This window comes from Bacillus pumilus (genome assembly GCF_900186955.1).
Taxonomy (GTDB): Bacteria; Bacillota; Bacilli; order Bacillales; family Bacillaceae; genus Bacillus; species Bacillus pumilus.
Map to the genome: position 1 here is coordinate 2,268,260 of NZ_LT906438.1, position 22,870 is coordinate 2,291,129.

General features: G+C 41.5%; 24 protein-coding genes. 1 reads left to right on the forward strand and 23 read right to left on the reverse strand.

All coding sequences use genetic code 11. The features are described from left to right. Positions 1-163: 163 nt before the first annotated feature. From dnaG to rpsU, 21 genes are all read right to left on the reverse strand, one after another. Positions 164-1,993, reverse strand: coding sequence for a DNA primase (gene dnaG / locus CKW02_RS11635; RefSeq protein ID WP_095117846.1), 1,830 nt, complete (start codon positions 1,991-1,993; stop codon positions 164-166). Between the two features lie 33 nt (positions 1,994-2,026). Then, positions 2,027-2,527, reverse strand: a complete 501-nt coding sequence (locus CKW02_RS11640; protein WP_003217513.1) for a YaiI/YqxD family protein — start codon at positions 2,525-2,527, stop codon at positions 2,027-2,029. 261 nt (positions 2,528-2,788) lie between these two features. After that, the gene (locus tag CKW02_RS11645) at positions 2,789-3,610 is read right to left on the reverse strand and encodes a pyruvate, water dikinase regulatory protein (protein ID WP_003217375.1); all 822 of its coding nucleotides are present in this window, start codon (positions 3,608-3,610) and stop codon (positions 2,789-2,791) included. 25 nt (positions 3,611-3,635) lie between these two features. Beyond that, positions 3,636-4,274, reverse strand: a complete 639-nt coding sequence (locus tag CKW02_RS11650) for a transcriptional regulator CcpN (RefSeq protein ID WP_034620854.1) — start codon at positions 4,272-4,274, stop codon at positions 3,636-3,638. Positions 4,275-4,440: 166 nt separating this feature from the next. Then, positions 4,441-6,486, reverse strand: coding sequence for a glycine--tRNA ligase subunit beta (glyS, locus tag CKW02_RS11655; protein WP_003217280.1), 2,046 nt, complete (start codon positions 6,484-6,486; stop codon positions 4,441-4,443). Continuing rightward, positions 6,479-7,366 carry a glycine--tRNA ligase subunit alpha gene (glyQ, locus tag CKW02_RS11660; RefSeq protein ID WP_003217487.1) on the reverse strand — a complete coding sequence of 296 codons (888 nt, stop codon included), beginning with the start codon at positions 7,364-7,366 and terminating at the stop codon, positions 6,479-6,481. The genes glyS and glyQ overlap by 8 nt, the downstream gene beginning before the upstream one ends. A 329-nt stretch (positions 7,367-7,695) precedes the next feature. After that, positions 7,696-8,466 carry a DNA repair protein RecO gene (gene recO / locus CKW02_RS11665; protein ID WP_003217286.1) on the reverse strand — a complete coding sequence of 257 codons (771 nt, stop codon included), beginning with the start codon at positions 8,464-8,466 and terminating at the stop codon, positions 7,696-7,698. Positions 8,467-8,501: 35 nt separating this feature from the next. Continuing rightward, entirely contained in the window at positions 8,502-8,645 is a 144-nt protein-coding gene (locus tag CKW02_RS11670) for a YqzL family protein (RefSeq protein WP_003217288.1), read from the reverse strand. A gap of 148 nt (positions 8,646-8,793) precedes the next feature. Then, positions 8,794-9,699 carry a GTPase Era gene (gene era, locus CKW02_RS11675; protein ID WP_003217394.1) on the reverse strand — a complete coding sequence of 302 codons (906 nt, stop codon included), beginning with the start codon at positions 9,697-9,699 and terminating at the stop codon, positions 8,794-8,796. After that, the gene (locus tag CKW02_RS11680; protein WP_003217296.1) at positions 9,692-10,090 is read right to left on the reverse strand and encodes a cytidine deaminase; all 399 of its coding nucleotides are present in this window, start codon (positions 10,088-10,090) and stop codon (positions 9,692-9,694) included. The genes era and CKW02_RS11680 overlap by 8 nt, the downstream gene beginning before the upstream one ends. Positions 10,091-10,203: 113 nt before the next feature. Continuing rightward, complete coding sequence (locus CKW02_RS11685; RefSeq protein ID WP_003217363.1) at positions 10,204-10,590, reverse strand: diacylglycerol kinase family protein; 387 nt, start codon at positions 10,588-10,590, stop codon at positions 10,204-10,206. After that, complete coding sequence (gene ybeY / locus CKW02_RS11690; RefSeq protein ID WP_003217410.1) at positions 10,568-11,047, reverse strand: rRNA maturation RNase YbeY; 480 nt, start codon at positions 11,045-11,047, stop codon at positions 10,568-10,570. The genes CKW02_RS11685 and ybeY overlap by 23 nt, the downstream gene beginning before the upstream one ends. Further along, entirely contained in the window at positions 11,048-13,159 is a 2,112-nt protein-coding gene (locus CKW02_RS11695; protein WP_372706109.1) for an HD family phosphohydrolase, read from the reverse strand. A 114-nt stretch (positions 13,160-13,273) separates the two neighbouring features. After that, the gene (locus CKW02_RS11700) at positions 13,274-14,233 is read right to left on the reverse strand and encodes a PhoH family protein (protein ID WP_003217430.1); all 960 of its coding nucleotides are present in this window, start codon (positions 14,231-14,233) and stop codon (positions 13,274-13,276) included. A gap of 3 nt (positions 14,234-14,236) precedes the next feature. Beyond that, entirely contained in the window at positions 14,237-15,427 is a 1,191-nt protein-coding gene (gene yqfD, locus CKW02_RS11705) for a sporulation protein YqfD (protein ID WP_003217315.1), read from the reverse strand. 18 nt (positions 15,428-15,445) lie between these two features. Continuing rightward, positions 15,446-15,727: a sporulation protein YqfC gene (gene yqfC / locus CKW02_RS11710; protein ID WP_003217398.1), complete on the reverse strand. Its 282-nt coding sequence runs from the start codon at positions 15,725-15,727 to the stop codon at positions 15,446-15,448. A gap of 207 nt (positions 15,728-15,934) precedes the next feature. After that, a complete protein-coding gene (locus tag CKW02_RS11715; RefSeq protein ID WP_003217339.1) occupies positions 15,935-16,432 on the reverse strand; it encodes a YqfB family membrane protein in 498 nt (165 codons plus the stop codon). A 31-nt stretch (positions 16,433-16,463) separates the two neighbouring features. Then, positions 16,464-17,456, reverse strand: a complete 993-nt coding sequence (gene floA, locus CKW02_RS11720) for a flotillin-like protein FloA (RefSeq protein WP_003217317.1) — start codon at positions 17,454-17,456, stop codon at positions 16,464-16,466. 26 nt (positions 17,457-17,482) lie between these two features. Continuing rightward, a complete protein-coding gene (locus CKW02_RS11725) occupies positions 17,483-18,796 on the reverse strand; it encodes an NfeD family protein (RefSeq protein ID WP_034620846.1) in 1,314 nt (437 codons plus the stop codon). Positions 18,797-18,937: 141 nt separating this feature from the next. Beyond that, positions 18,938-19,387 carry a GatB/YqeY domain-containing protein gene (locus CKW02_RS11730; RefSeq protein ID WP_003217508.1) on the reverse strand — a complete coding sequence of 150 codons (450 nt, stop codon included), beginning with the start codon at positions 19,385-19,387 and terminating at the stop codon, positions 18,938-18,940. Between the two features lie 14 nt (positions 19,388-19,401). Beyond that, a complete protein-coding gene (gene rpsU / locus CKW02_RS11735) occupies positions 19,402-19,575 on the reverse strand; it encodes a 30S ribosomal protein S21 (RefSeq protein WP_003152957.1) in 174 nt (57 codons plus the stop codon). A gap of 182 nt (positions 19,576-19,757) precedes the next feature. On the opposite strand from rpsU, the gene CKW02_RS11740 reads away from it, so the two are divergent. Further along, positions 19,758-20,687 (forward strand): Na/Pi symporter, encoded by a 930-nt coding sequence (locus tag CKW02_RS11740; protein ID WP_003217427.1) that lies wholly within the window; start codon positions 19,758-19,760, stop codon positions 20,685-20,687. A 38-nt stretch (positions 20,688-20,725) separates the two neighbouring features. Here CKW02_RS11740 and mtaB read toward each other — a convergent pair whose 3' ends face one another. Together mtaB and CKW02_RS11750 are read right to left on the reverse strand one after the other, a co-directional pair. After that, positions 20,726-22,084 carry a tRNA (N(6)-L-threonylcarbamoyladenosine(37)-C(2))-methylthiotransferase MtaB gene (gene mtaB, locus CKW02_RS11745; protein WP_050943741.1) on the reverse strand — a complete coding sequence of 453 codons (1,359 nt, stop codon included), beginning with the start codon at positions 22,082-22,084 and terminating at the stop codon, positions 20,726-20,728. Beyond that, positions 22,084-22,854 carry a 16S rRNA (uracil(1498)-N(3))-methyltransferase gene (locus CKW02_RS11750; protein ID WP_003217453.1) on the reverse strand — a complete coding sequence of 257 codons (771 nt, stop codon included), beginning with the start codon at positions 22,852-22,854 and terminating at the stop codon, positions 22,084-22,086. The genes mtaB and CKW02_RS11750 overlap by 1 nt, the downstream gene beginning before the upstream one ends. Positions 22,855-22,870: the final 16 nt, after the last annotated feature.

Consider the following 22,870-nt stretch of genomic DNA (forward strand, 5'->3'; position numbering starts at 1 on the left):
AGTAACTTGCGATTTGCTTCCGCTCTGCTTTTCTCTCTTTATCAAACAGATGAGCAAATAGGAATAAAATAAAAAATGATGAAGGCAAGATGCTTGCGGTCTTATGCTCCTCCCGTAAAGGATTCATTGCCAGCCGTAAGTCTTGTCATAAATATTAGACGTTTTACTTCAGCGAACGGTTCAACTGAACAATTTCTTTTGCAAGTGTTGCCGCTTTGAAGAAATCTTTTTGCCTCTCCGCTTCTGCACGTTCTAGTTCTTTTTCCTTTATCATTGACAAATTCCGATGATTCAACACTTTTTTTACATAATCACTTAATTCAGCTTCACTTAGTTCGTCTCCAACTTGAATCATGAATATATCCGTCAGAAGCTGATTGATGATATCATCTTCTATACGGTTCATCAGGTGCTGCGGCGTTGGTTCTTTGCCTTCTTCATACAAAGCATAAATGTACGTGGCCAGCGCCCTGTGAGAATCTATATTAAATTCAATCCCTACTCTGTCAAGTACTTTTCGGATCACGTCATCGCTTTTTAACATATGAGCAAGCAGCATTCGCTCTGCATTTTCATATGCTGGCCGCAGACGCTTTCTTCGTACCTGTGTTGACAGATGTGCACGCCGTTTTTCAAGCCCGCTTTCTTCCTGCGTGCTTTTGTCTTCTTGACGCTGCTGTTTTTCAAACAGCTCCAGTTGTTCCTTTAATGAATCAAGTGAGATCGAGAACTCTCCAGCAAGCTGTTTCATGTAAATCTCTTGTTCCAAGGAACCGTTTAATCGGCTAATTTCTCGGAGTACCTGCTTCATATAAGTAAGCCGGTCTCCTTCATCAGATAAATTCTTTCCCCTACGGAAAAAGTTCATCTTAAAAGTCATTAATGTCACACTTGCATCTATGATGTCATTCCTAAATTTCTCGCCACCATATTTACGAATGTAATCATCTGGATCAAGTCCATCTGGTATCATGGCAACGCGAACTTTACATCCTCTTTTTCCAAGCAAATCTGATGCTTTCATGGTGGCTTCATAACCGGCCGTGTCAGAGTCATAGCAAAGAATGATCTCTTCTACGTTCCGTCTGAGAAGTTTTACGTGCTCTTCTGTTAGAGACGTACCCATTGTTGCAACACTTTCGCCGACACCTGATGTGACAGCTGAAATGACGTCAGCAAATCCTTCGAAAAGAACCGCCCGTTCGCGTTTTCGAATATGCATACGCGCGTCATGAAAGTGATAAAGCAGCTTACTTTTATGAAAAAGTGGCGTTTCAGGACTATTCATATACTTAGGCTGCTGATCACCAAGCGATCTTCCGGAAAAAGCGATGACTGTCCCGTGATGATCATGAATGGGAAACATCACACGATCCCTAAAGCGGTCAAAAAAGCCTGTTCCGTTTTCACGTTGAATCAAAAGACCGGCCTTCTCCATCATCACAGGATCAAACCCTCGCTTTTCTAAAAACTTGGTCACGAAATCCCAAGAGTCAAGAGCATATCCGATCTCAAACTTGGCAATTGTTTCATCTGTAAAGCCTCTCGCCCGTAAATAATCGAGTGCATTTTGACCTTCCTTTGTATTTACCAGCAAATGGTGGTAAAATTTCTTAAGAAGCTCATGCGCTTCAATCATTTTATGATCTGCAGTGTCCTCTTGCTGTGAGGAGATGATCTGAGCATTTGCTACATGATCAGGCAAATCAATATGGTACTTATCAGCAATATGTGAAACGGCTTCAATAAATGAGTAGCCTTCCATTTGTCTGAGGAACGAAAATACATTACCTCCTGCACCACAGCCAAAACAATGGAAGATTTGCTTATCTGCTGAAACAGAGAATGAAGGAGTATTTTCACCATGGAATGGACAAAGACCGAAATAATTTCGACCTTGCTTTCTAAGCTGTACGTATTCTCCAATCACTTCGACAATGTCTGCGTTTTTTTGGATTTGCTCCAAAAGTTCATCTGGTATACGTTTGCTCATCCTAATAACACTCCGTCGTACATTATTCGCCTTTTAATTCAAAAATCCTTCATGATTCGACAGGATTTTTTGTAGTTGCGTAATAAATCGCTTTTTATCCTCTTCTAAAAGCTTTTTGGGACCTTTTCCATATACACCTTTTCTTCGCTGTTTACTGGAAACATGTCTGCGTTCCAAATCAAAATCAATTGTTTCGTTTGTGTACATCCGTCCTCTTTCAGACAGTACAATGACCTGTCTTGGAAGCAGTAAGGAGGCAAGACCAATGTCTTGGGTGACGACAATATCATGCGCTGAAGCTGAGTTCGCAATGACTAAATCCGCTGCTTCCTTATGTGTATCTACAAACCGCCAATCTTCAAGTGGAGATCTTTTGGTTTGAAAATGCTCATATGAAGCAATGAACGTCACAGGTACTTGAAATTGAGATGCGACAGAAAGGATTTCGTCTTTTACAGGACAAGCATCTGCATCGACATAAATCGTCCTCTCTTGTTTATGTTCATTCAGGTGACTAATTCTCCATCCCTCCACCTTATTCCTGCTTTAGAGAAGCAAAAAGACCATACTTTTCCCCCATATAGCAAACAACAGTAAAACTCATTTTGTCGAAAAGTTATGTTCAGAATCACTTGACTTCTGCCAATATTAGTTTATTCGTTCTTGACTTAACTTAAACCTAAAATCAATCATTTTATCACAATTTTTTATTATAATACAAATGCAGCAAATATGCCATTGTTTTTGTTTACCCGTTTCCCACCATAGGAAAAACCCAGGAGGAGCATCCTGAGTTTATTCGGAACCTCTTTTGGTCAGCATTTGATGAATGACATTTGCCGTTTCTTCAACTGCTTTATTCGATACATCAACAACTTGACAGTCAATGCGGTCCACCACTTTTTCAAAATACTCTAGCTCTTCTTTAATCCGTTCAATGTTCGCATAAATCGCGCGATCATTTAAACCTAGAGATTTCAAACGCTCTTTACGAATATGATTTAGTTTGTCTGGACTGATTTTCAGACCGATGCATTTCTTTGGATCAACTGAAAATAACTCCTCTGGCGGATCTACTTCAGGAACAATTGGAACGTTTGCTACCTTCAGCCGTTTATGCGCCAAGTATTGAGATAGTGGTGTCTTAGATGTGCGTGATACACCGATGAGCACAATATCAGCCTTTAGAATGCCTCTTGGGTCTCTGCCGTCATCATACTTCACTGCGAACTCAATGGCTTCAACCTTTTTAAAATAATCCTCATCTAATTGACGTACACGCCCCGGCTCATGTTTCGCTTCATTTCCATAAGCAGTCTCCATTTTATCGATCAGTGGTCCGATGATGTCATAATAAACGACTCCGTTTGCTTCTGCCTCTTCAATTAAGAATTGGCGCATTTCTGGCACAACAAGAGTAAAGCAGACGATTCCGTTATCTGCTTTCGCCAGTGAAATGACTTCTTTAATCGTACCGACATCCTCTACATACGGGATTCTTCTGATATTTGAATGGTCTGATGAGCCGCCATCAAATTGGCTAAGTGCCGCTTTGACTACGAGCTCTGCCGTTTCTCCTACTGAATCTGATACCACAAAAATTACGCGATTACTCATAACATCCCCTCGCAGTCTTCTGTAATTAGATTATTTCATTCTCCGATAAGTTAACAAGTATTTTCGTCATGTTTGTTTTCGTAATTCTGCCGACCACTTCAAAGCCTTTATCCGTATCTTTTATAACAGGAAGTGCGTCTATCTGCTTTTCAATCAAGTGCTTCGCCACACCCATAATGAAATCTTCCTTGCGGCAAACGGTGATGTTCGGCATTCTTGTCATAATAATATGGACAGGAATAGATGGAAGCTCCTGTTTTCCAATACTTGCGCGAAGGAGGTCTTTCCTTGACAACACGCCTGTTAAAATAGAGTGATCGTCCACAACGAATAATGTGCCCACATCTTCTAAAAACATCGTACAAATCGCATCATAAACTGAAACATTCTCATGTATCACCACTGGAATGGATTGAAAATCTTTCACTTGAAGTTTTTTCAACTTATCTGCTAGAAGCTGCGTACCTGTTTTTCCTGTGAAAAAGTAGCCGACCCTTGGTCTTGCTTCTAAAAAGCCTGACATCGTTAATATGGCTAAATCCGGTCTGAGGGTCGCCCTAGTTAAGTTCAGCCGATCGGCGATATGCTCTCCAGTGATCGGACCATTCTCTTTGACAATCTGTAAAATCTGCTCTTGCCGTTTATTTAACTCGATTGTACTCACCACCTTTAAATAGAGAGAGCGAATCTTTACTTTATGTATATCATTTTCATAACTCATCATATTATAGCGCATCTTTGTCCGAATGAAACAAAAATCCACTCAAAAACCGTGAATTAAATGAGTAAAAAACGATTGCCCTTCAAAAAAGGCAACCGTTCTTAGGTATTTATTTTACAATTAAATTGTTCATATTCGCAAATGATTGAATGACTTTTGCTAGTTTGACCATTTGTGCCAAACGATTTCGCTTCAGCTTTTCATCATCTGCATGAACCATTGTGTGATCGAAATAATGAACAATCGGTGTTTTTAACGTATCAAGCGCCTCAAGTGCTGCACTGTATTGCCCTGCTGCTACATGTTCCTTGACAGCTGTCTCTACTTGCTGATACGCCTCATATAGCTTTTGCTCATGCTCATTTTCAAACAGCTCAGGCTGAATTTCTGCGTCTTCCCCTTTTTTACTGATTGAAATGACGCGTCCTAATGCTTCTGCTGTTTCTTTGAAGCTTTCTTGTTTCACGCTCTCTTCAAGAACAGCTGCTTTTTTCACGACTGCATAAGGTTCAATATTTTCAACATCCAGTACTGCATCGACAACATCATGACGGATATGCTCTGCTTGGAGGACATATTTTAAACGGTGTGTTAAAAATTCAATGAGAGCCGTTTCATGTGCTGCTTCTACTTGAGCAAGTGCCAAAAGCTCTTTGAATGAAATGTTCCAATGACGATCAAGCAGAATTTGAACGATACCGCTCGCTTGTCTTCTTAGTCCATAAGGATCTTGAGAGCCCGTTGGAATGACATCAATTGAGAAGAAGGAACAAATAGAATCCAGCTTATCGGCTACTGCCACAATCGCACCAATTAAAGTGGAAGGCGCCTCATCACCGGCAAAGCGCGGCATATAGTGCTCATTGATGCTCTTTGCCACTTCTTCATGTTCACCAAGTGCTTTTGCATATTTCTCGCCCATGATTCCTTGTAATTCTGGGAATTCATAGACCATTTGAGTCACAAGATCAAATTTCGAAATACTTGCGGCTCTTGCCACACGCTCTGTCGTTTCGTCATCTGCACCGACATGCGCTGCTAGACGCGTCGCAATGTCTGTCACTCTCTTGAGCTTGTCGCCAATTGTGCCAAGTTTCTCATGGAATACAACCTTATCAAGCTTTTTAATATTGTCTTCAATGACTAGTTTTTCGTCTTCTTTATAGAAGAAGGCAGCATCTGATAAACGGGCACGAAGTACTTTTTCGTTCCCTCTTGCGACATTTTCAAGCGCCTCACTGTTTCCATTTCTCACCGTAATGAAGTGAGGCAATAATTCCCCTTGCTCATTTTTCACAGGGAAATAGCGCTGATGCTCTTTCATTGTCGTTACCAATACTTCTTCCGGCAATGCAAGGAATTCTTCTTCAAAGGAACCAGATAGTACCGTTGGGTATTCTACAAGATTGTTGACCTCTTCTAGAAGCTCAGGATCAACAGGAATCACCCAGCCTTTTTCTAAAGATAGAGCATTTAGCTGCTCGGTAATGGATTGTTTTCTTTTATCTGAATCTGCAATGACAAATTGATCGCGCAATGTTTGCTCATAAGAAGCAGGCAAGTCGATGGTGGCTGCCTTACCAAGGAAACGGTGTCCTCTTGTCTCGCGGCCGCTTTTCACCCCAGCAATGTGAGCAGGTACAATCTCCTCTCCAAATAAACAAACAATCCATTTAATCGGACGGATGTAGCGTAAATCTTTGCTTCCCCATCTCATGTTCTTTGGAAAACTTAATGAAGCGGCGATCTCACCTAATGCTGGCAGAAGGTCTTTGACTTGCTTTCCTTCTTGAAACTTCTGGACATGGACATAATCTACTCCTTTGATCTCTTTAAAATAGAGATCATCTGTTGAAGCACCTTGTCCGCGGGCAAAGCCTTCCGCTGCTTTTGTCCAATTGCCTTCCGCATCTTGTGCGATCTTTTTAGCCGGACCTTTTGCTTCTTCTTTGATGTCTTCTTGTTTTTCTGCGACACCTTTCACAAGTACAGCAAGACGTCTTGGTGAGTTAAATAGAGCAACATCTTCAAATGAAATGTTTTGCTCTTCAAACCACACTTTTACTTTCTCGCCTAGCTGTTTTGTGCTTTCTGGCATGAAACGAGCCGGCATCTCTTCTAAGCCGATTTCGAGTAATACATCTTGTTTATTCATGAGAAGCCGCCTCCTCTTTTAGCATAGGGAATCCCAATTTTTCTCGTTCTTCATAATATGTTTTGGCTACTTTTCTTGCTAACTGGCGCACTCTTCCGATATATCCAGTTCGCTCAGTAACAGAAATTGCGCCCTTTGCATCGAGCAGGTTAAACGTATGAGAGCATTTGAGCACATAATCGTATGCAGGGTGAACAAGCCCTTTGTCCATTTGGCTATGCGCTTCTTTCTCATAGGTTGTAAATAAATCAAACAGCATATCAGTATTAGATGTTTCAAATGTATAAACAGAATGCTCATATTCAGCCATTAAGAATAAATCTCTCACCGTGAATCCGTCAGTCCATTCAAGATCGAAGACATTTTCTTTGTCTTGGATGTAGGAAGCAAGACGTTCAATACCGTATGTGATTTCAACGGAAACGGGCTTACATTCTAAGCCGCCGACTTGCTGGAAATACGTGAATTGGGTGATTTCCATCCCATCAAGCCATACCTCCCAACCAAGCCCTGCACAGCCAAGAGATGGGTTTTCCCAGTTGTCTTCTACAAAACGAATATCATGTTTCAGCGGGTCAATACCAAGCGCTTTCAAAGATTCAAGATACAGTTCTTGAATATTGTCAGGTGACGGCTTAATGATTACTTGGAATTGATGATGCTGATACAATCTATTTGGGTTTTCTCCATATCTGCCATCAGCCGGGCGTCTTGAAGGCTCTACATACGCTACCTTCCATGGCTCTGGACCAATGCTTCGCAGGAACGTGTATGGACTCATCGTTCCGGCACCTTTTTCTGTGTCATACGCCTGCATTAATACGCAGCCTTCATTTGACCAATGCTTTTGCAACGTCAAAATCATGTCTTGAATATTCAATGATCGCACCTCCATCTTTTCTACACCATCCGCTATGTATGGCGGGTGGGTCTAGAACCCCGCAAAAGAACACAAAAACTCCCGTCTCTATGCTCGCAAGGCTCCTTGCAAACATAGGGACGAGAGTTTTTCCCGCGGTTCCACCCTATTTGCTGGTATCGTAGCATCCAGCCGCTTTGTTTTACGTTGCTCAAGAATGCCTTTCGTTACGCCTCCATCCTTAGCTCACACCGCCCTAAGGTCGCTTTTATGGATTTTGCGCAAGTACTTCTTTCTGTCAATGCAACATATTTTATCTTAGATGATCTTACAAAAAGTCATGGAAGATGTCAACTTTTGTTTTCCCCGCCCATGAGCTTTTTCATGGATTCCATCTGATTCATGAATTTTTTTGATTTCAAATAAAGGCCTGAATACTCTTCATAGTAGTGATCGAGCACTTGACGAATTTCTTGTTTCGTCTGCGGTTTCACATCAACCTGACCGAGCCTTGATAAATCAAAATAATGAAATAAACGGAGCAGCCTTGCAGCTGCTGGAGATAAGGGCAGTTTATACGGATCTTTAGAAAAGCAATTTTGGCAAATAAAGCCGTTGTCTCTAATCGAGAAATGAAACTGCCCTTCCTTTTGACCACAGTGGACACATTGATCCAGTTCGGGCTTCATTCCCATCACTGATAACATTTTGACCTCTACGATAAATAAGATAACATCAGCATCTGTGCCTTCATTCAGATGACGCAAAGATTGAAGCAGGAGCTCAAACAAATAAGGGTTTGGCTTTTTTTCTTCTGTGCCTTTATCGAGTAACTCTGTCATATATGCGGCATATGCGGTCAAAAATAAATCTTCCCGAATGGTTCGCATACTTTCAATCATTTCGCCTTGCTGGAGCGTTCCAAGTCCTGTTGATGATTGGATCAGGAAGGTTCCGTATAAAAACGGCTGGCTTATGGCTGACAGGCGGCTGTTTGATTTTTTTGCGCCTCTTGCCATCACACCAATTTTCCCATGTTCTCTAGTGAGCAGCGTGACAATTTTGTTTGTTTCGCCATAATCTGTTGTTCTAAGGACGATTCCTTCACTTTTAATGAGCATTTGTCTACACTCCGAGTATTGGAGGGGGTCAAGAATTATAAGATTGGAAAATCAAATCGTGCTATCTCTTCTTCAAGTACATCGGGTCTTTCCAGGTTCTCCTTTTCTAACTCTTTGAAAAGCAGATACGTGTCAACGCTTCCTGTTTGTGAAAATACGTTCCATGTAAAATTCAACATAAAAACCCCACCTTTCTTTATTAGAAGCAGCAACGCTACATCCAACATATTAATTATATCTTGACCAGGCTACCTCCATTTCATGATAAACAATTTTTACTAATCGAACCGCACCATTGTCAGATTTTATGACAACAGCAGCAATTTTTTAATATTCGTCGTCTCTAAATCCGAAGTCACGAAGGTGGGTGGATTTATTACGCCAGTCCTTCTGAACCTTTACCCAAAGCTCCAGATACACTTTTGAACCGAGAAGTGCTTCAATATCTCTGCGCGCTTTTTGTCCCACTTCTTTTAATAAGCTGCCTCGTTTCCCAATAACAATCCCTTTTTGTGAATCACGTTCTACGACAATGGTCGCCGCCACATGGATCTTGCCATTTTCATCTGGCTTAATGGATTCGATCGCCACTGCAATGCTGTGCGGGATCTCTTCTCTTGTTAAATGCAGCACTTTTTCACGAATTAATTCAGAAATAATAAACCGCTCTGGATGATCTGTTACTTGATCTGCTGGATAAAATTGCGGGCCCTCAGGAAGATAACCTTCAACCTGCTGAAGAAGCGTGTCAATGTTGTTTCCTTCAAGAGCTGAAATTGGCACAATTTCCTTAAATGGATAACGTGTGCGGTATTCATCAATTAAAAGGAACAACTCATCTGGGTGAATTTGGTCGATTTTATTGACGACTAGGAATACCGGTGTAGATGTTTGCTTGAGTCGTTCAATGATGAATTCATCACCCTTGCCATAGCCTTCCTTTGCATTGATCATAAACAAGATCAGGTCGACTTCCTTCAGTGTATTTGTAGCCACTTTCATCATAAAATCACCAAGCTTATGCTTAGGTTTATGAATCCCTGGTGTATCGATAAAGATCGTTTGTGACGTATTTGTTGTTAAGACACCTTGCACTTTGTTTCGTGTCGTTTGGGGCTTATCACTCATGATGGCGATCTTTTGTCCAATCACACGATTAAGAAAGGTTGATTTTCCTACATTTGGTCTTCCAATAATGGATACAAATCCTGATTTGAAGCTTTCGTTAGTCATTTAAATCCTCCGGTGAAAATGCGCCTGGCAATAGTTCGTTTACTGTTGTTTCGTATATTTGTCCTTTTAAGTTCGTTAGAATCACTGGCATGTCAGGTGCACATAGCTCTGAAATAACCTGTCTGCATGCGCCGCACGGCGAAACAGGCCGGTCTGTATCAGCCACTACCGCTAGCATTTGAAACGATGTGATGCCTTCTGAATAGGCTTTAAAAAGTGCTGTTCTTTCCGCACAATTACACATACCATATGCTGCATTTTCAATGTTGCAGCCGCCATACACTTTTCCATCATTCGACAACAATGCTGCACCGACTTTGAATTTTGAATAGGGTACATATGCAAAATCTCTTGCTTTAACTGCTTCTGAAATCAACTCTTGTTTGTTCATTCCTAGTTCCCACTTTCAGAAGAAATGGACCCACTGTCACATTTATATTTTACATAATTCACGTGACATTTTCACGCCCATTTCTAAAAATGTTAATAAATAGTAATATTGTTCTATTGCATGATCTTCGGTAAGAAGATCATCAACCCAATCATAACCGAAATCGCGGCGTAAACGCAAACAGCGCCTGCTGCGGCGTCTTTCGCTTTCTCAGCAAGCGGGTGCCTCTCTTCTGTCATAAGGTCCACTGTATGTTCAATGGCTGTATTGACAAGTTCAAGCGCAAACATCCCCCCGCATAAAAGCAAAACGATCATCCATTCGAATGGTTCAATGTGAAACCAAAAGCCGCAGATCACCACGATGATGGCTGCGACTGTGTGAAATCGAAAATTCCGTTCATTCAAGAAAGTTCGCCATATTCCTCTAAATGCATAATAAAAGCTCCGAAAAAAACGGGCAAGCGGCCTTCTTTTCTTACGAAGATCTTGAAAGGCCATAATCATCCAAGATCTTTGTCTGTTTGGCGAACATTTCTTTTTCATCTTCCTCTGTCATATGATCAAACCCGAGCAAATGCAGGAACCCATGAATGGTGAGAAATCCAAGCTCTCTCATAAAGGAATGTCCATATTCCTCTGCCTGCTCTTTCGTACGGTCCACACTAATGATGATGTCACCGAGTACAGGCGGAATATCATCAGCACCAATGATTTCAATTTCCCCTTCTCCTTCTTCTTCGAGTGCAAAGGAGATCACATCCGTTGGTGCGTCTTTTCCGCGGTATTCTTTATTAATTTGATGAATCTCTTCATTTGAAACGATCGTCACTGATACCTCCGCTTGATCTTTGACCTCAAGGACATCAGCAGCGAACTGAAGAAGCTTTTCCACTTCTTCAAGCTGCTCTTTTGATACTTGTCCTGTTTCATCTATTAAATCGATTAACAATGTCATTTACTTCACCTTCTGCTTCGGGGCATCTGGATATTCAATCCGAGAATGGAAAATCCCCTTTAATGTTGTACAAATCGTTTGACTAATAATATTTAACTCTTTAAATGTCAGATCACATTCGCTAAATTGCCCATCCTGCATTTTATCGGAAATAATGCCTTTGACGAGCTTTTCGATCCGCTCTGGATTTGGATTATGCATCGATCGTACCGCCGCTTCCACGCTGTCCGCTACAGAAATAATCGCCGCTTCTTTTGATTGCGGTTTTGGCCCAGGATAACGGAATTCTTCTTCTGTCACCTGATCATCACGCTCTTTTGCCTTATAGTAAAAGAACTTTAACAGCGACTTCCCGTGATGCTGTTCAGCAATATCGACAAGCTCTTCAGGAAACTTCTTTTCTCTCAGCATATCAGCTCCATCTGTCGTATGGGCAATAATGATATTTTTACTTAGCTGAGGAGAAAGCTTGTCGTGCGGATTATCAATATTCATTTGGTTTTCGATAAAGTATTGCGATCTTTTCGTTTTCCCAATGTCATGATAATAAGCGCCAACCCTTGCTAAAAGACCGTTTGCTCCGACTGCTTCACATGCAGCATCCGCTAAATTTGCCACCATGACACTATGATGATATGTACCTGGTGTCTCTGTTAAAATCTTTTTAAGCAGCGGATGATTTGGGTTTGATAGTTCAATCAGCTTCATTGTTGAAAGAATGCCGAACATACTCTCAAACACAGGCATTAGCCCAATGACCAAAATAGATGATGCAAACCCTGACACAATCGCCATCATAAGGTTCACACCGATTTCAAGTCCTGATGGTGAGGAGTTTTGAATCAGCGTAATGGATAGAACCACAAGGACATTCACCAAAGCGACCGAAAGCCCTGCCTGCAATATTTTTGAACGTGCATTATGCTTTCTCAAAAATAAAATGCCCGCCATCCCGCTCACAAGGTAATAAGCGCAGATCACATAGTTAAAGACGCCGGTTACTCCTTGATTAAACATCATACTGCCGCAAAGAGCAAATACAAGGCCAGAGAAGATCGCTAGTCGTTCATTGATAAGCAGCTTGATCAGCATCGTGCCAAGTGCCACTGGCACCACATAACCAATCGTCGTATACTTCGTTTCCTGGAAGAGACTGAATACTTCCATGATAACTAAAATAATGGTAAAAATGAGCGAGTAGAGCAGCAATGACTTATTCTTATGAACAAGCGATTTTTTCCTCGATTCAAGTGAATGAATAATCGCTGCTAAGAATAGACCAATCAAGATCATAAGACCGCTTACAGGTTTAATCAAATTGGAGCTATTTAAGAGCCCTGTCAGTTCTAATTTACGATACACTTCTCGGTCGATAAGTTCTCCTTCTTCGACTAAGATTTGCCCTTGCTTAATTTGAACCGGCTGAATATTATCAGCGGCTTCTTGCCTTTTCTTCTCTGTCGCCACTGGATCAAATACATAGTTTGGAATGATCGCAAATTCACCGATTTCTTTCGCCGCATTTAAGTATTTGGATGGAATTGAGTTATTTTCAAGCTCTGTTTTCACTTGTTTTTTCTCATCTTGTAATTTCGCTGCTGTGATTTCTTTACTCATCAGTGAATTCACCACTGTGATGATGGAATCCTTAGTAAAAGAGAGATTTTCGTCACTTGCCTGAAGCAGTGCTTTGATGGATTGGTCTGAAACAGCCTCCTGCATATCTGATGTGAGTTTTTCTTTGACACGCTTGACCATTTCTGTATCTGATGGCGGATTTTCTTTTTCATCAGCTGCTTTCTTCTCTTCTTTAATGGCTTCGAAAAGGGAGGAGATGAGGTCAACACGATTGTCAGAATACGCTTTTTTGAGTGTATATTGATCCTCTACTTGATCTGTTGCTTCTTGCTTCTTTTCTTCTGTCGCTTCTTGATCATCGACGGTTGATGGAGAATAGATGGTCTGTTCGCTCACTGAAAATAAATCTAAGTCGAGCGATTCAGGCTTTACATGGAAGAAGAGCACCACGAATAGAATGGCTGCTAAACCAGCGTATAGCAAAACATTTAAATAACGTGAGCGCTCCATTTTCTGAGGTTCTTTTTTAGACAGCAGTCTTTTGCGCTTACTGTCTTTCTGATTCTTTCTCAAGGAAAGTACCTCCTTTTTTACTTTAAACCACGATCGAAACAAAATGACCCGATGAAGACGATCGGGTCACTAAGGTCATTTTTGCTTTTCGTATGCTCCGATGATCTTTGCCACAAGCGGGTGTCTGACCACATCTGTCTGGTCTAGCTCAATAAATGAGATGCCCTTGATCTCTGCAAGCATGTCCTTTGCAGCTGCAAGGCCAGACTGCATGCCCTTCGGCAGGTCAATCTGTGTAATATCTCCTGTAATGACCATTTTAGAGCCAAACCCAAGTCTCGTCAAAAACATTTTCATTTGGGCAGGCGTTGTATTCTGCGCTTCATCTAAAATAACAAATGCATCATCGAGTGTCCGTCCTCTCATATAGGCAAGAGGCGCTATTTCAATCACACCGCGCTCGATTAAACGTTCCGTATGATCACTGCCAAGCACATCATGCAAGGCATCATATAGTGGTCTTAAATAAGGATCTACTTTTTCCTTTAGATCACCTGGTAAAAAGCCAAGACTTTCTCCTGCTTCAACAGCTGGTCTTGTCAGGATAATCCGTTTCACATGTCCATTTTTCAGTGCATGAACGGCATTGACGACTGCCAAATACGTCTTCCCTGTTCCAGCTGGTCCAATTCCAAAGACCAGGTCATCTTTTTTCATCGCCGCAGCATATTCCCGCTGGCCAATGGTTTTTACCCTGATTGACTTTCCTTTAGCATTTTTCGTAATTTCATCTTCATACATATTTTCAAAATAATTGAGCTTGTCTTTTTGCGCCATTTTGATGGCATATACGACATCCCGTTCAGAAATCTCAATTCCTTTTCGGATGAGATGTAAGAGAGATGTCATCAGACGGCTCGCTGTTTCTCTTGATGCTTCCTGACCAGAAACATACACCTTTTCTCCGCGCGTAATAATGGAGACATTCAGCTCGTTTTCCATCAGTTTCAGATAAGCATCTTGATTTCCAAATAAAGCAATGGCTTCGTTTGGGCTATCTAATTTTTGTTGAATTTCAAGTAAATGTTCTGTCATTCTCTAGTCTCCCTGAACAATAGGTGTTGGTTGAACAATATCTTCTATTACTTGGTAAAGGATGATTAACTTAACTTTACCATTCCCTGTTGTCTCGTGCAAAACTTTTTCACTTTTCACCTCTCCTGTTTGACCTAGCTTCTCTTCTAATTCTTTTTTACCCAATTTAATCCCTGCTTGAACCGCTTCTTTATTTGTGTATGTCCGGTTTATTTTTTCGCTTTCGCGTGTCGTTTCTTTTTCATAGGAAAATGGGAGCTGGAAGTTTAAGAAATGGAGTGGGTGAACTTCAGTTTCTGTTTTTGGCTGCTTAAAATCATCCTTTTTAAAGGAAAAGCCCCAAAATGGCATTGAACCTCCAAATGCGGAGAGCTTGTGCTTTGTCTTCATTTTACCCGTAAAGACATCAAAAGATGTTCGAAGAGGGACAGAAACTTCAGAACGATACCACGTTTCACCATAAATTTTCGCTTTAGCACCAACCGTTTTTTGCTGGTCTTCGCTGCCGATGAGGCCAGAGACAAGCATTTGTCCTTTCTTCACATGTTCATCAACTGCGGCAAGCGGCTCCCCTTTTTCCACATACATTCTCGTGATGACCGCCTTCTTCTTGGCCACAATATGCTGAGGACTCGTATATTTCTCTTTTTCCGGCTCATTTTTTTCCACAACTTTCATTTGAAATGTTGTACCGTTTAGTTCAACGCCGACCCATGTAATGCTTTGAATATTGGCGGTCAGTGATTTTTGAATTTTTTCAGGTGTTCCCATTAGAAACTGGAAACGGCCTTTTTGCACACCAATCTCGTCTAAATGCTTTCTCATCTGATGTTCAGTTTCTGGATTGGCCCCTTTAATATCAATTTTCCACACCATGTTTGAAAGTGCCAATATTGTCACTAGAAAAAACACAATCCCAAGGGTAAACCCAATATTCTTCCTTGACCATAGGAGAAGGAACGGAAATCCTTTCTTTTGATGAAATGAACATGTTACCTCATGATGTCTTTGTACTTTTCTGAAGGCATGTACATCTGATAAGCGAATAAATAAGCGCACGCTGTCTTGACGGCGGCTCACTTGAAACATTGTGATCCCCTGTCTCGTGCACTCATTGATGAGCCGCTCAATGCCGTTTCCCTTGATTTCCACTTCCACTCTGCCAATAAAATAGGCGAACCATTTATTCTTCACACTTCTCCCCTCCGTCAGTTAAGAATCAATATAACGGACCTCATCGATTTTCCCTTCTAATAAGATCTCTTCTGGCAAAATCGTTTTAATCACAAAATCTTTCCCTGAAATAATGCATTGTCCTTGTTTGAGCATCAGCCTTACCTCTTGATCACTGAAAAGCAAAAGCCCTTTATGATTCTCTATGTAAATGTGGAGTCTGCCAACCATCGTAATACGGGGAAGATCCATCATGACGTCTGGAGGGATTTCAAGTGTTCTTGTCAGCCATGCTTTAAGTTGATTTTTTCTTTTTCCCATTCAATAAGAACCCCTTCCCGCCCCATGTGTATGAGATCAAACTGAAAGATGGTGAGACTGATGAGAAAGCCTCTATATCATCCTATTCCTCAGCGGTTCAGATCATGCTAATGAATCCCGCAAAACAGCCGTTTCAGCATTTTTACTGCAAGAAATCTCCATCAGGTCAAACAAAAAAAGCCCCTTTATATAAAGGGACTTTCTCGTTTATCTGTTATATGGCCGTTTCATCGTTCTGTGCGGCTTTTTCGCGCGCGGCTCTCCAAATACTTCTCCAAGGATCATCCCCTGAACAATTGTATCTTGATTGAGCTTCTCAATGATCTTTGGCTTCACTTCGGCAGAAGCAGCCTTTGGCCTTGTCAGTTCTCTTTCAAGCGATTGGAATTCTCTATTCAGCTCGCTTTTTCTTTCTTCCATTTCGGCAAGTGTAGCGGTATAGCGGTCCTGTAAGGATTGAGATGTTTTTTTCTTCATCCCGCCATGATCATGTACATCGCCGAAATCGTCCATCTGATCGGTCACGACTGGATCTGGACTTGTTTGTTTTGTTTGCTTTTGGGGCATCTGCTTACGCTGAGGAGCTGGCTTGTTTTGCTGATTCTTTTGTTCGTTCTCCTCTTGTTTGCCGATTTTCCCAAAGACAGCAGAGATGATACCGATGATAATCGCAATTAGTAACGGATTTTCAAATAGAATGTCCATTGGGCTCCCTCCTTAAAGCGTGAGAGGATGCTTATTTGTTTTCATTATCAGATGGACCTTTAGTCATTTTACCAAATGAATCTCTCATATCCGTATCAGCATCGATATTCTTAATATTCATGTAGTCCATGACACCAATATTGCCTTCACGTAATGCTTCAGCCATTGCAAGTGGTACTTCAGCCTCTGCTTCTACAACTTTCGCGCGCATTTCTTCAACTCTTGCACGCATTTCTTGCTCCTGGGCAACAGCCATCGCGCGGCGTTCTTCCGCTTTTGCCTGTGCAATGTTTTTGTCTGCTTCTGCTTGGTCTGTTTGCAGAATCGCCCCGATGTTCTTACCGATATCCACATCTGCAATATCAATCGAGAGGATTTCAAACGCAGTACCTGAATCTAATCCTTTACCAAGAACTGTTTGTGAAATCATATCAGGGTTCTCAAGAACCTTTTTATGATTATCTGATGAACCGATTGTAGAGACAATCCCTTCACCTACACGAGCAATAATCGTTTCTTCCCCTGCACCACCAACAAGTCGGTCGATGTTTGCACGAACTGTAATACGTGCTTTTGCTTTCACTTCAATCCCGTCCATCGCCACACCAGAGATAAATGGTGTTTCAATGACTTTAGGGTTTACACTCATTTGAACTGCTTCAAGTACGTCACGGCCTGCTAGGTCGATCGCTGCACAGCGTGCAAAGTTCAATTCGATATTCGCGCGTTGAGCTGCGATTAATGCGTTCACAACTCGGTCCACGTTACCACCTGCAAGATAGTGGCTCTCTAACTGGTTAATCGTCGCATCAAGACCTGCTTTATGTGCTTTAATAAGCGGGTTGACCACTCGGTTTGGAATAACGCGGCGAAGTCTCATTCCTACAAGTGTAAAAATGCTTACCTTTACGCCAGCCGCTAGGGCAGAAATCCACAGCATCACCGGTACAAAGGTGAAGAAGATCGATAGAACGATCAGACCTGCTGCGATAATCACAAATAATAGTAAAGTAGATGGATCCATTTTATTCCTCCTATAAAATCAGTTATCTATACTTTCCTCACGACAATGCGTGAGCCTTCCGCTTTCACAATTTTTACTTGTTCATCCTTATCGATGAATGCACCTTCTGACACAACATCAATGCGCTCATCTCCAAATACTATTGTACCTGACGGACGAAGTGCGGTTGCTGTCACCGCGATTTGCCCAACAAGATCTTCTCTTGTTTCATTTGAGACATAACCGCTTTCCTTATTGGTTGAATCGGTTAAAATGAACTTTTTGAAAAATTTCATACGTTTCCCCAACACCTTTGTCAATAAAATAACTGCTACGATTGAAACAGCAGTGGCAATCAAGATGGAAATCGCCATTTCTGTAAAGCTTCCAGCTGCTAAAAACAAGCTGACAACCACACAGATCAGTCCAATGACACCTACGATTCCCCCCGGCAAAAACAATTCCAGAATCATGAGCAATATCCCTGCTATAAACAGGAACAACGTCTCATATCCTGCAAAACCAGCCACGAGATGACCATAAAAGAATAAAAGAAGCGCTGTCACTCCCATGGTGCCTGGAATCCCAAAGCCAGGAGAATAGAGCTCAACAATTAACCCTAAGCTTGCAATGGATAAAAGGATTGGAATGACGATTGGGTGCGTGAGAAAGCGCGCAACCTTTTCAGCAAAGCTCACTTCATCGTATTGAACAGAAGCATCGGCTAAATTCAGCTTTTGAAGCAAGTCATCCATATTTTTCGCTTCCCCTTCTGCATAACCGAATTGAAGCGCACGGTCTGTGTTGAAGGTGAGCAATTCTCCTTTTGGTGCACCAGCTTCTTTTGCGTCTATATCTACATCTGCCATTGCAAGTGCATACTTTGGATCACGCCCCTGCTTTTCGGCAGCATCACTCATTTCAGCAAGCCATAGCGATTCAGATTTTTGATCGGCAGCATTGCCTTCTCCATCAATGATCGCCGCAGCCCCCATCTTTCCATTTGGGGTCATATAGATTTGATCGGCATTTAGTGCAAGGAATGCCCCAGCTGAAAGCGCTCTATGATTCACAAACGCTGTCACAGGGATATCAGACGCACGAATGGTATCTGCGATCTCAAGCGCAGCATCGACTGCACCACCTGGTGTATTGATGTCTAGAATGATATGTTTTGCTCGTTCGGACTTTGCCTGCTCAAATGATCGTTCAATAAATTGAGAAAGTCCTTTTTCTACTGTATCTTCAATTGGGATAACATGAACTTTCTGATCTACTGATTTCGCGGTCAATTGAACCCCTAATAATAAGCATATTATAAAACAACTGAAGAGAGCAATAGAAATTTTTATTTTTTTCATCTATTTGGTGATCCCTCCTCTCTATCTTCCATTTTACTGTTCCTTTACATACGTTACAAATGTATCATAGGTTTCATTTTTATATGACAGAATGATGAAGGTATAAAAAAAGTACCCTTCTAACAATAGAAGGATACTTTTTTATTGAGACAGCTGTTCGCTGACAAGTCTGTTAATGACAGCTCCATCAGCTTTACCTTTTACTTTTGGCATAATAGCGCTCATGACTTTACCCATATCAGTCTTCGATGAAGCACCTGTTTCAGCAATCGTTTCTTTCACGATCGTTTGCAGTTCTTCTTCAGAAAGCTGTTCAGGTAAATAAACGTCTAAGATGTCAATCTCTTTTTGAACTTTATCTACTAAATCTAAGCGATTAGCTTTCGAAAATTCATGGAGGGAGTCTTTACGTTGCTTAATCTCGCGGGAAAGGACGGTTAGTTCCTCATCGCCGGTCAAACTGTCTTTCTTAAGCTTAATTGCTTCATTTTGGAGCGAAGCCTTAACCATCCGAATGACAACAAGCTTGTCTTTCTCACGGTTTTTCATAAAAAGCTTCATATCAGAATTTAATTGCTCAAGAAGACTCATAAAATCCACCCTCTTTAGAATTTACGTTTTCTAGCAGCTTCAGACTTTTTCTTGCGCTTTACGCTAGGCTTTTCATAAAATTCACGCTTTCTTGCTTCTTGCAATGTTCCAGTTTTGGATACACTGCGTTTAAAGCGACGAAGAGCATCTTCAAGCGATTCGTTTTTTCTAACGACCGTTTTTGACATTCTCTTTCCCTCCCTCCGAATACACCAATCGACTGCATTAAAAAAAGATATACATGCAAAACATGTACCTAGACATTATAATATAAGCCTAGTGTGAGGTCAACTAAGTGATTTGGAAATATATTTTCGTCATGAGCAGGTAGACAAGTCCATATATTCATTGGTAAGAGGAGGACTTTTCTATGATGGCGATCATTTATTTTTGTGCACTTATTTTCATTTTTTTATGGTCAATGGGTTTGCTGAGAAAAGGATTAATGGCGCTTGCGTCGTCTCGTATTGAGAAATCACTTCTTCTCTTTACAGATCATCCGGTAAAAGCATTCTTAGTCAGCATCGTATTTACAGGGATTCTTCAAAGCAGTTCAGCGTTTATGGTCATCGTGATTGGCTTTGTCAGTACAGGTATTCTCTCTTTTAAAAAATCCATTCCAATGATTCTTGGTACCAATATTGGCTCTACGTTTACAACAGAATTTATCGCCATTAAAATGGATGTTTTCATGTGGGTTTTAATCCTAGCTGGTCTGATATGCATGATGTTAGGCAAAAAATCTTTTAGGCATGCAGGAAAAAGTATATTTGGACTCGGGATGATCTTTTTTTGTATTCAAGGCTTTTCTAAAATTGCAGGTATGATGACAAGTCAGCCTGAGACATTGCGCTTTCTCGAAATGATGCAGCATTCTGACTGGACGGCGCTGCTTTCGGGTACTATCTTCACAGCGATTGTTCATTCAAGCTCCGTCTGTATCGGCATTTTAATGGGGTTTATGAATGAAGGAACGGTTGGGCTTCAAGAAGGCATCAGCTTTGTGTTAGGGTCCAATATTGGGACATGTATTACAGCCGTAATGGCTGCCATATCTGGCGGCTATGCAGCACGTCAAACGGCTTATGCACACGTTTTGTTTAATGTGCTCGGAGTGCTTTTATGTCTCCCATTTCTCGCCATGATGACAGAATTCGTCGCCCTTCTTGCAAACGCTCCCGCACAGCAAATTGCGCACTTCAGCCTGCTGTTTAATGTGGCAAGCTCTTTGCTTTTCTTCCCGTTCATCCGTCCATTTCACACATTGATTTTATGTCTTTTACCGAATCAATCAAAATAAAACACCGGCTTGCTTTTTTGGCACCGGTGTTTGATTGATTATGAGGTCATTCTCACTTTGTCTGTTTGTACTTCATCGCTTATACGAACGAATTGTCCTTCGTTATAAGGATAACCCGCTTTCGTAATTTTCACTTTGACCAAACGGCCGATCATGTCCTCTGTTCCTTCAAAAACAACCTTCATATAGTTATCTGTATAGCCCACATAAAGATTGTGCTTTCCTTCTTGTTCTTTGAAGGATTCTTCCGGAATAATCTCTAGGACATCTCCTTCATAAGCTGATGCGTATTCTTTCGCAAGCTGATCAGAAAGAGCGATCAAGCGGTGGACACGTTCGTTTTTCACATTTTCATCCACTTGATCTTCCATTCTTGCAGCTGGCGTACCTGTACGTTTGCTGTAAGGGAATACGTGCAGTTCAGAAAATTGATGGTCTTTGACAAAGTTGTATGTTTCCAAAAACTCTTCTTCTGTTTCTCCAGGAAATCCTACAATCACATCAGAGGTGACAGCAAGACCTGGCAATGCTTTTTTCAGCTTTGTTAAACGCTCTGCAAAGAATTCCATCGTATATTTACGGCGCATTCTTTTCAGCACTGTATTAGAGCCAGATTGAAGCGGGATGTGAAGGTGTCTGACAATCTTATCTGACTGATCAAGCACTTCTATCACTTCATCTGTAATTTGACTTGCTTCGATAGATGAAATACGAATTCGTTTTAAGCCGTTGACACGTTCATCTAATTCTTTCAGAAGCTTTGCAAAGTTATAATCCTTTAAGTCTTCTCCGTATCCACCTGTGTGAATACCTGTTAATACAATTTCTTTATAGCCGGCATCCACAAGCTGCTGCGCTTGGTTGATGACCTCTTCTGGATCACGAGAACGAAGAAGTCCGCGAGCCCAAGGAATAATGCAGAATGTACAGAAATTGTTACAGCCTTCTTGGATTTTTAATGACGCACGTGTTCTGTCTGTAAAAGCAGGAACATCGAGTTCTTCAAACACACGTGCTTTCATAATATTGCCAACCCCATTAATCGGCTGTCTTTCTCTGCGATATTCTTCAATGTAACCGAGTAATTTATGTCTGTCTTGTGTTCCCACGACAATATCAACACCAGGAATCGCCATGATTTCTGCTGGAGATGTTTGCGCATAACAGCCTGTTACACAAATGACACCATCCGGGTTATGACGAATGGCTCTTCTAATGACTTGGCGGCTTTTTTTATCGCCAGTATTCGTGACCGTACATGTATTAATGACATATACGTCTGCTTTTGATTCGTACTCTTTTCTTTCATAGCCTGCTTCTTTAAACAGCTGCCAGATCGCTTCTGTTTCATAGTGATTGACCTTACAGCCAAGTGTATGGAACGCTACTGTTCCCATCATGATTCACCTCTTAATAACTCTGTTTGATAAGATATAGCAGAAAGCGCGTAAAGAGGAGCTGTTTCTGTTCTTAAAATGCGTGGTCCAAGCCCGCAAATGACTGCACCATGCGTTTCAAGCGCTTCAATCTCCTTTTCTGCTAAACCGCCTTCAGGGCCAAAAACCACTAGCAAGGTTTGTCCGCCTTTCATCTGTTGGAGCACAGTTTGAAAGCGGCTTTGCTCTCCTTCTTTCGATGATTCTTCGTATGCAACGACACATTTATCGAATTCACCAGCTAATTGAGTCAGCTCTTTAAATGTTGATACTGGATCAACACGAGGAATGATATTCCGGTAGGACTGTTCAGCTGCTTCTTTCGCGATTTTCTCCCAGCGCTCTCGTTTTTTATGTGACTTCTTTTGGTCAATTTTTGTAATAGAACGAGCCGCTTGAAACGGGATAAATGCGCTTGCGCCAAGCTCTGTGCCTTTTTGGATAATCAGCTCAAGCTTATCTCCCTTTGGGAGACCGCTCGCAATTGTTACTCTTACCGGAAGCTCTCTGTCCTGATTTGTCCAGCCTTCAACGTGACAAATGACTTCTTCCTTTGTTATTGTATCAATTTTACTGAGCCCTTCAAAGCCGTCTGTCGTTAAGCAAAGGATTTCCTGCCCTGCTTTCATGCGCATGACGTTGGAAAGGTGATGTACATCTTCACCATTGATGACGATAGATCCCTTTGCGATCACTTCTTCTTTCGTGAGGTCGATAAAATATCGTTGCATACGTGTCCTGACACCT

Excerpts from the sequence above, each read along its gene's own strand:
- dnaG (WP_095117846.1), bottom strand. The coding sequence starts at position 1,993 with ATGAGCAAACGTATACCAGATGAACTTTTGGAGCAAATCCAAAAAAAC.
- CKW02_RS11645 (WP_003217375.1), bottom strand. The coding sequence starts at position 3,610 with ATGAGTAATCGCGTAATTTTTGTGGTATCAGATTCAGTAGGAGAAACG.
- glyS (WP_003217280.1), bottom strand. The coding sequence starts at position 6,486 with ATGAATAAACAAGATGTATTACTCGAAATCGGCTTAGAAGAGATGCCG.
- recO (WP_003217286.1), bottom strand. The coding sequence starts at position 8,466 with ATGCTCATTAAAAGTGAAGGAATCGTCCTTAGAACAACAGATTATGGC.
- CKW02_RS11670 (WP_003217288.1), bottom strand. The coding sequence starts at position 8,645 with ATGTTGAATTTTACATGGAACGTATTTTCACAAACAGGAAGCGTTGAC.
- era (WP_003217394.1), bottom strand. The coding sequence starts at position 9,699 with ATGACTAACGAAAGCTTCAAATCAGGATTTGTATCCATTATTGGAAGA.
- CKW02_RS11680 (WP_003217296.1), bottom strand. The coding sequence starts at position 10,090 with ATGAACAAACAAGAGTTGATTTCAGAAGCAGTTAAAGCAAGAGATTTT.
- CKW02_RS11685 (WP_003217363.1), bottom strand. The coding sequence starts at position 10,590 with ATGGCCTTTCAAGATCTTCGTAAGAAAAGAAGGCCGCTTGCCCGTTTT.
- ybeY (WP_003217410.1), bottom strand. The coding sequence starts at position 11,047 with ATGACATTGTTAATCGATTTAATAGATGAAACAGGACAAGTATCAAAA.
- CKW02_RS11700 (WP_003217430.1), bottom strand. The coding sequence starts at position 14,233 with ATGACAGAACATTTACTTGAAATTCAACAAAAATTAGATAGCCCAAAC.
- yqfC (WP_003217398.1), bottom strand. The coding sequence starts at position 15,727 with ATGGGAAAAAGAAAAAATCAACTTAAAGCATGGCTGACAAGAACACTT.
- CKW02_RS11715 (WP_003217339.1), bottom strand. The coding sequence starts at position 16,432 with ATGGACATTCTATTTGAAAATCCGTTACTAATTGCGATTATCATCGGT.
- floA (WP_003217317.1), bottom strand. The coding sequence starts at position 17,456 with ATGGATCCATCTACTTTACTATTATTTGTGATTATCGCAGCAGGTCTG.
- CKW02_RS11725 (WP_034620846.1), bottom strand. The coding sequence starts at position 18,796 with ATGAAAAAAATAAAAATTTCTATTGCTCTCTTCAGTTGTTTTATAATA.
- CKW02_RS11730 (WP_003217508.1), bottom strand. The coding sequence starts at position 19,387 with ATGAGTCTTCTTGAGCAATTAAATTCTGATATGAAGCTTTTTATGAAA.
- rpsU (WP_003152957.1), bottom strand. The coding sequence starts at position 19,575 with ATGTCAAAAACGGTCGTTAGAAAAAACGAATCGCTTGAAGATGCTCTT.
- CKW02_RS11740 (WP_003217427.1), top strand. The coding sequence starts at position 19,758 with ATGATGGCGATCATTTATTTTTGTGCACTTATTTTCATTTTTTTATGG.
- mtaB (WP_050943741.1), bottom strand. The coding sequence starts at position 22,084 with ATGGGAACAGTAGCGTTCCATACACTTGGCTGTAAGGTCAATCACTAT.
- CKW02_RS11750 (WP_003217453.1), bottom strand. The coding sequence starts at position 22,854 with ATGCAACGATATTTTATCGACCTCACGAAAGAAGAAGTGATCGCAAAG.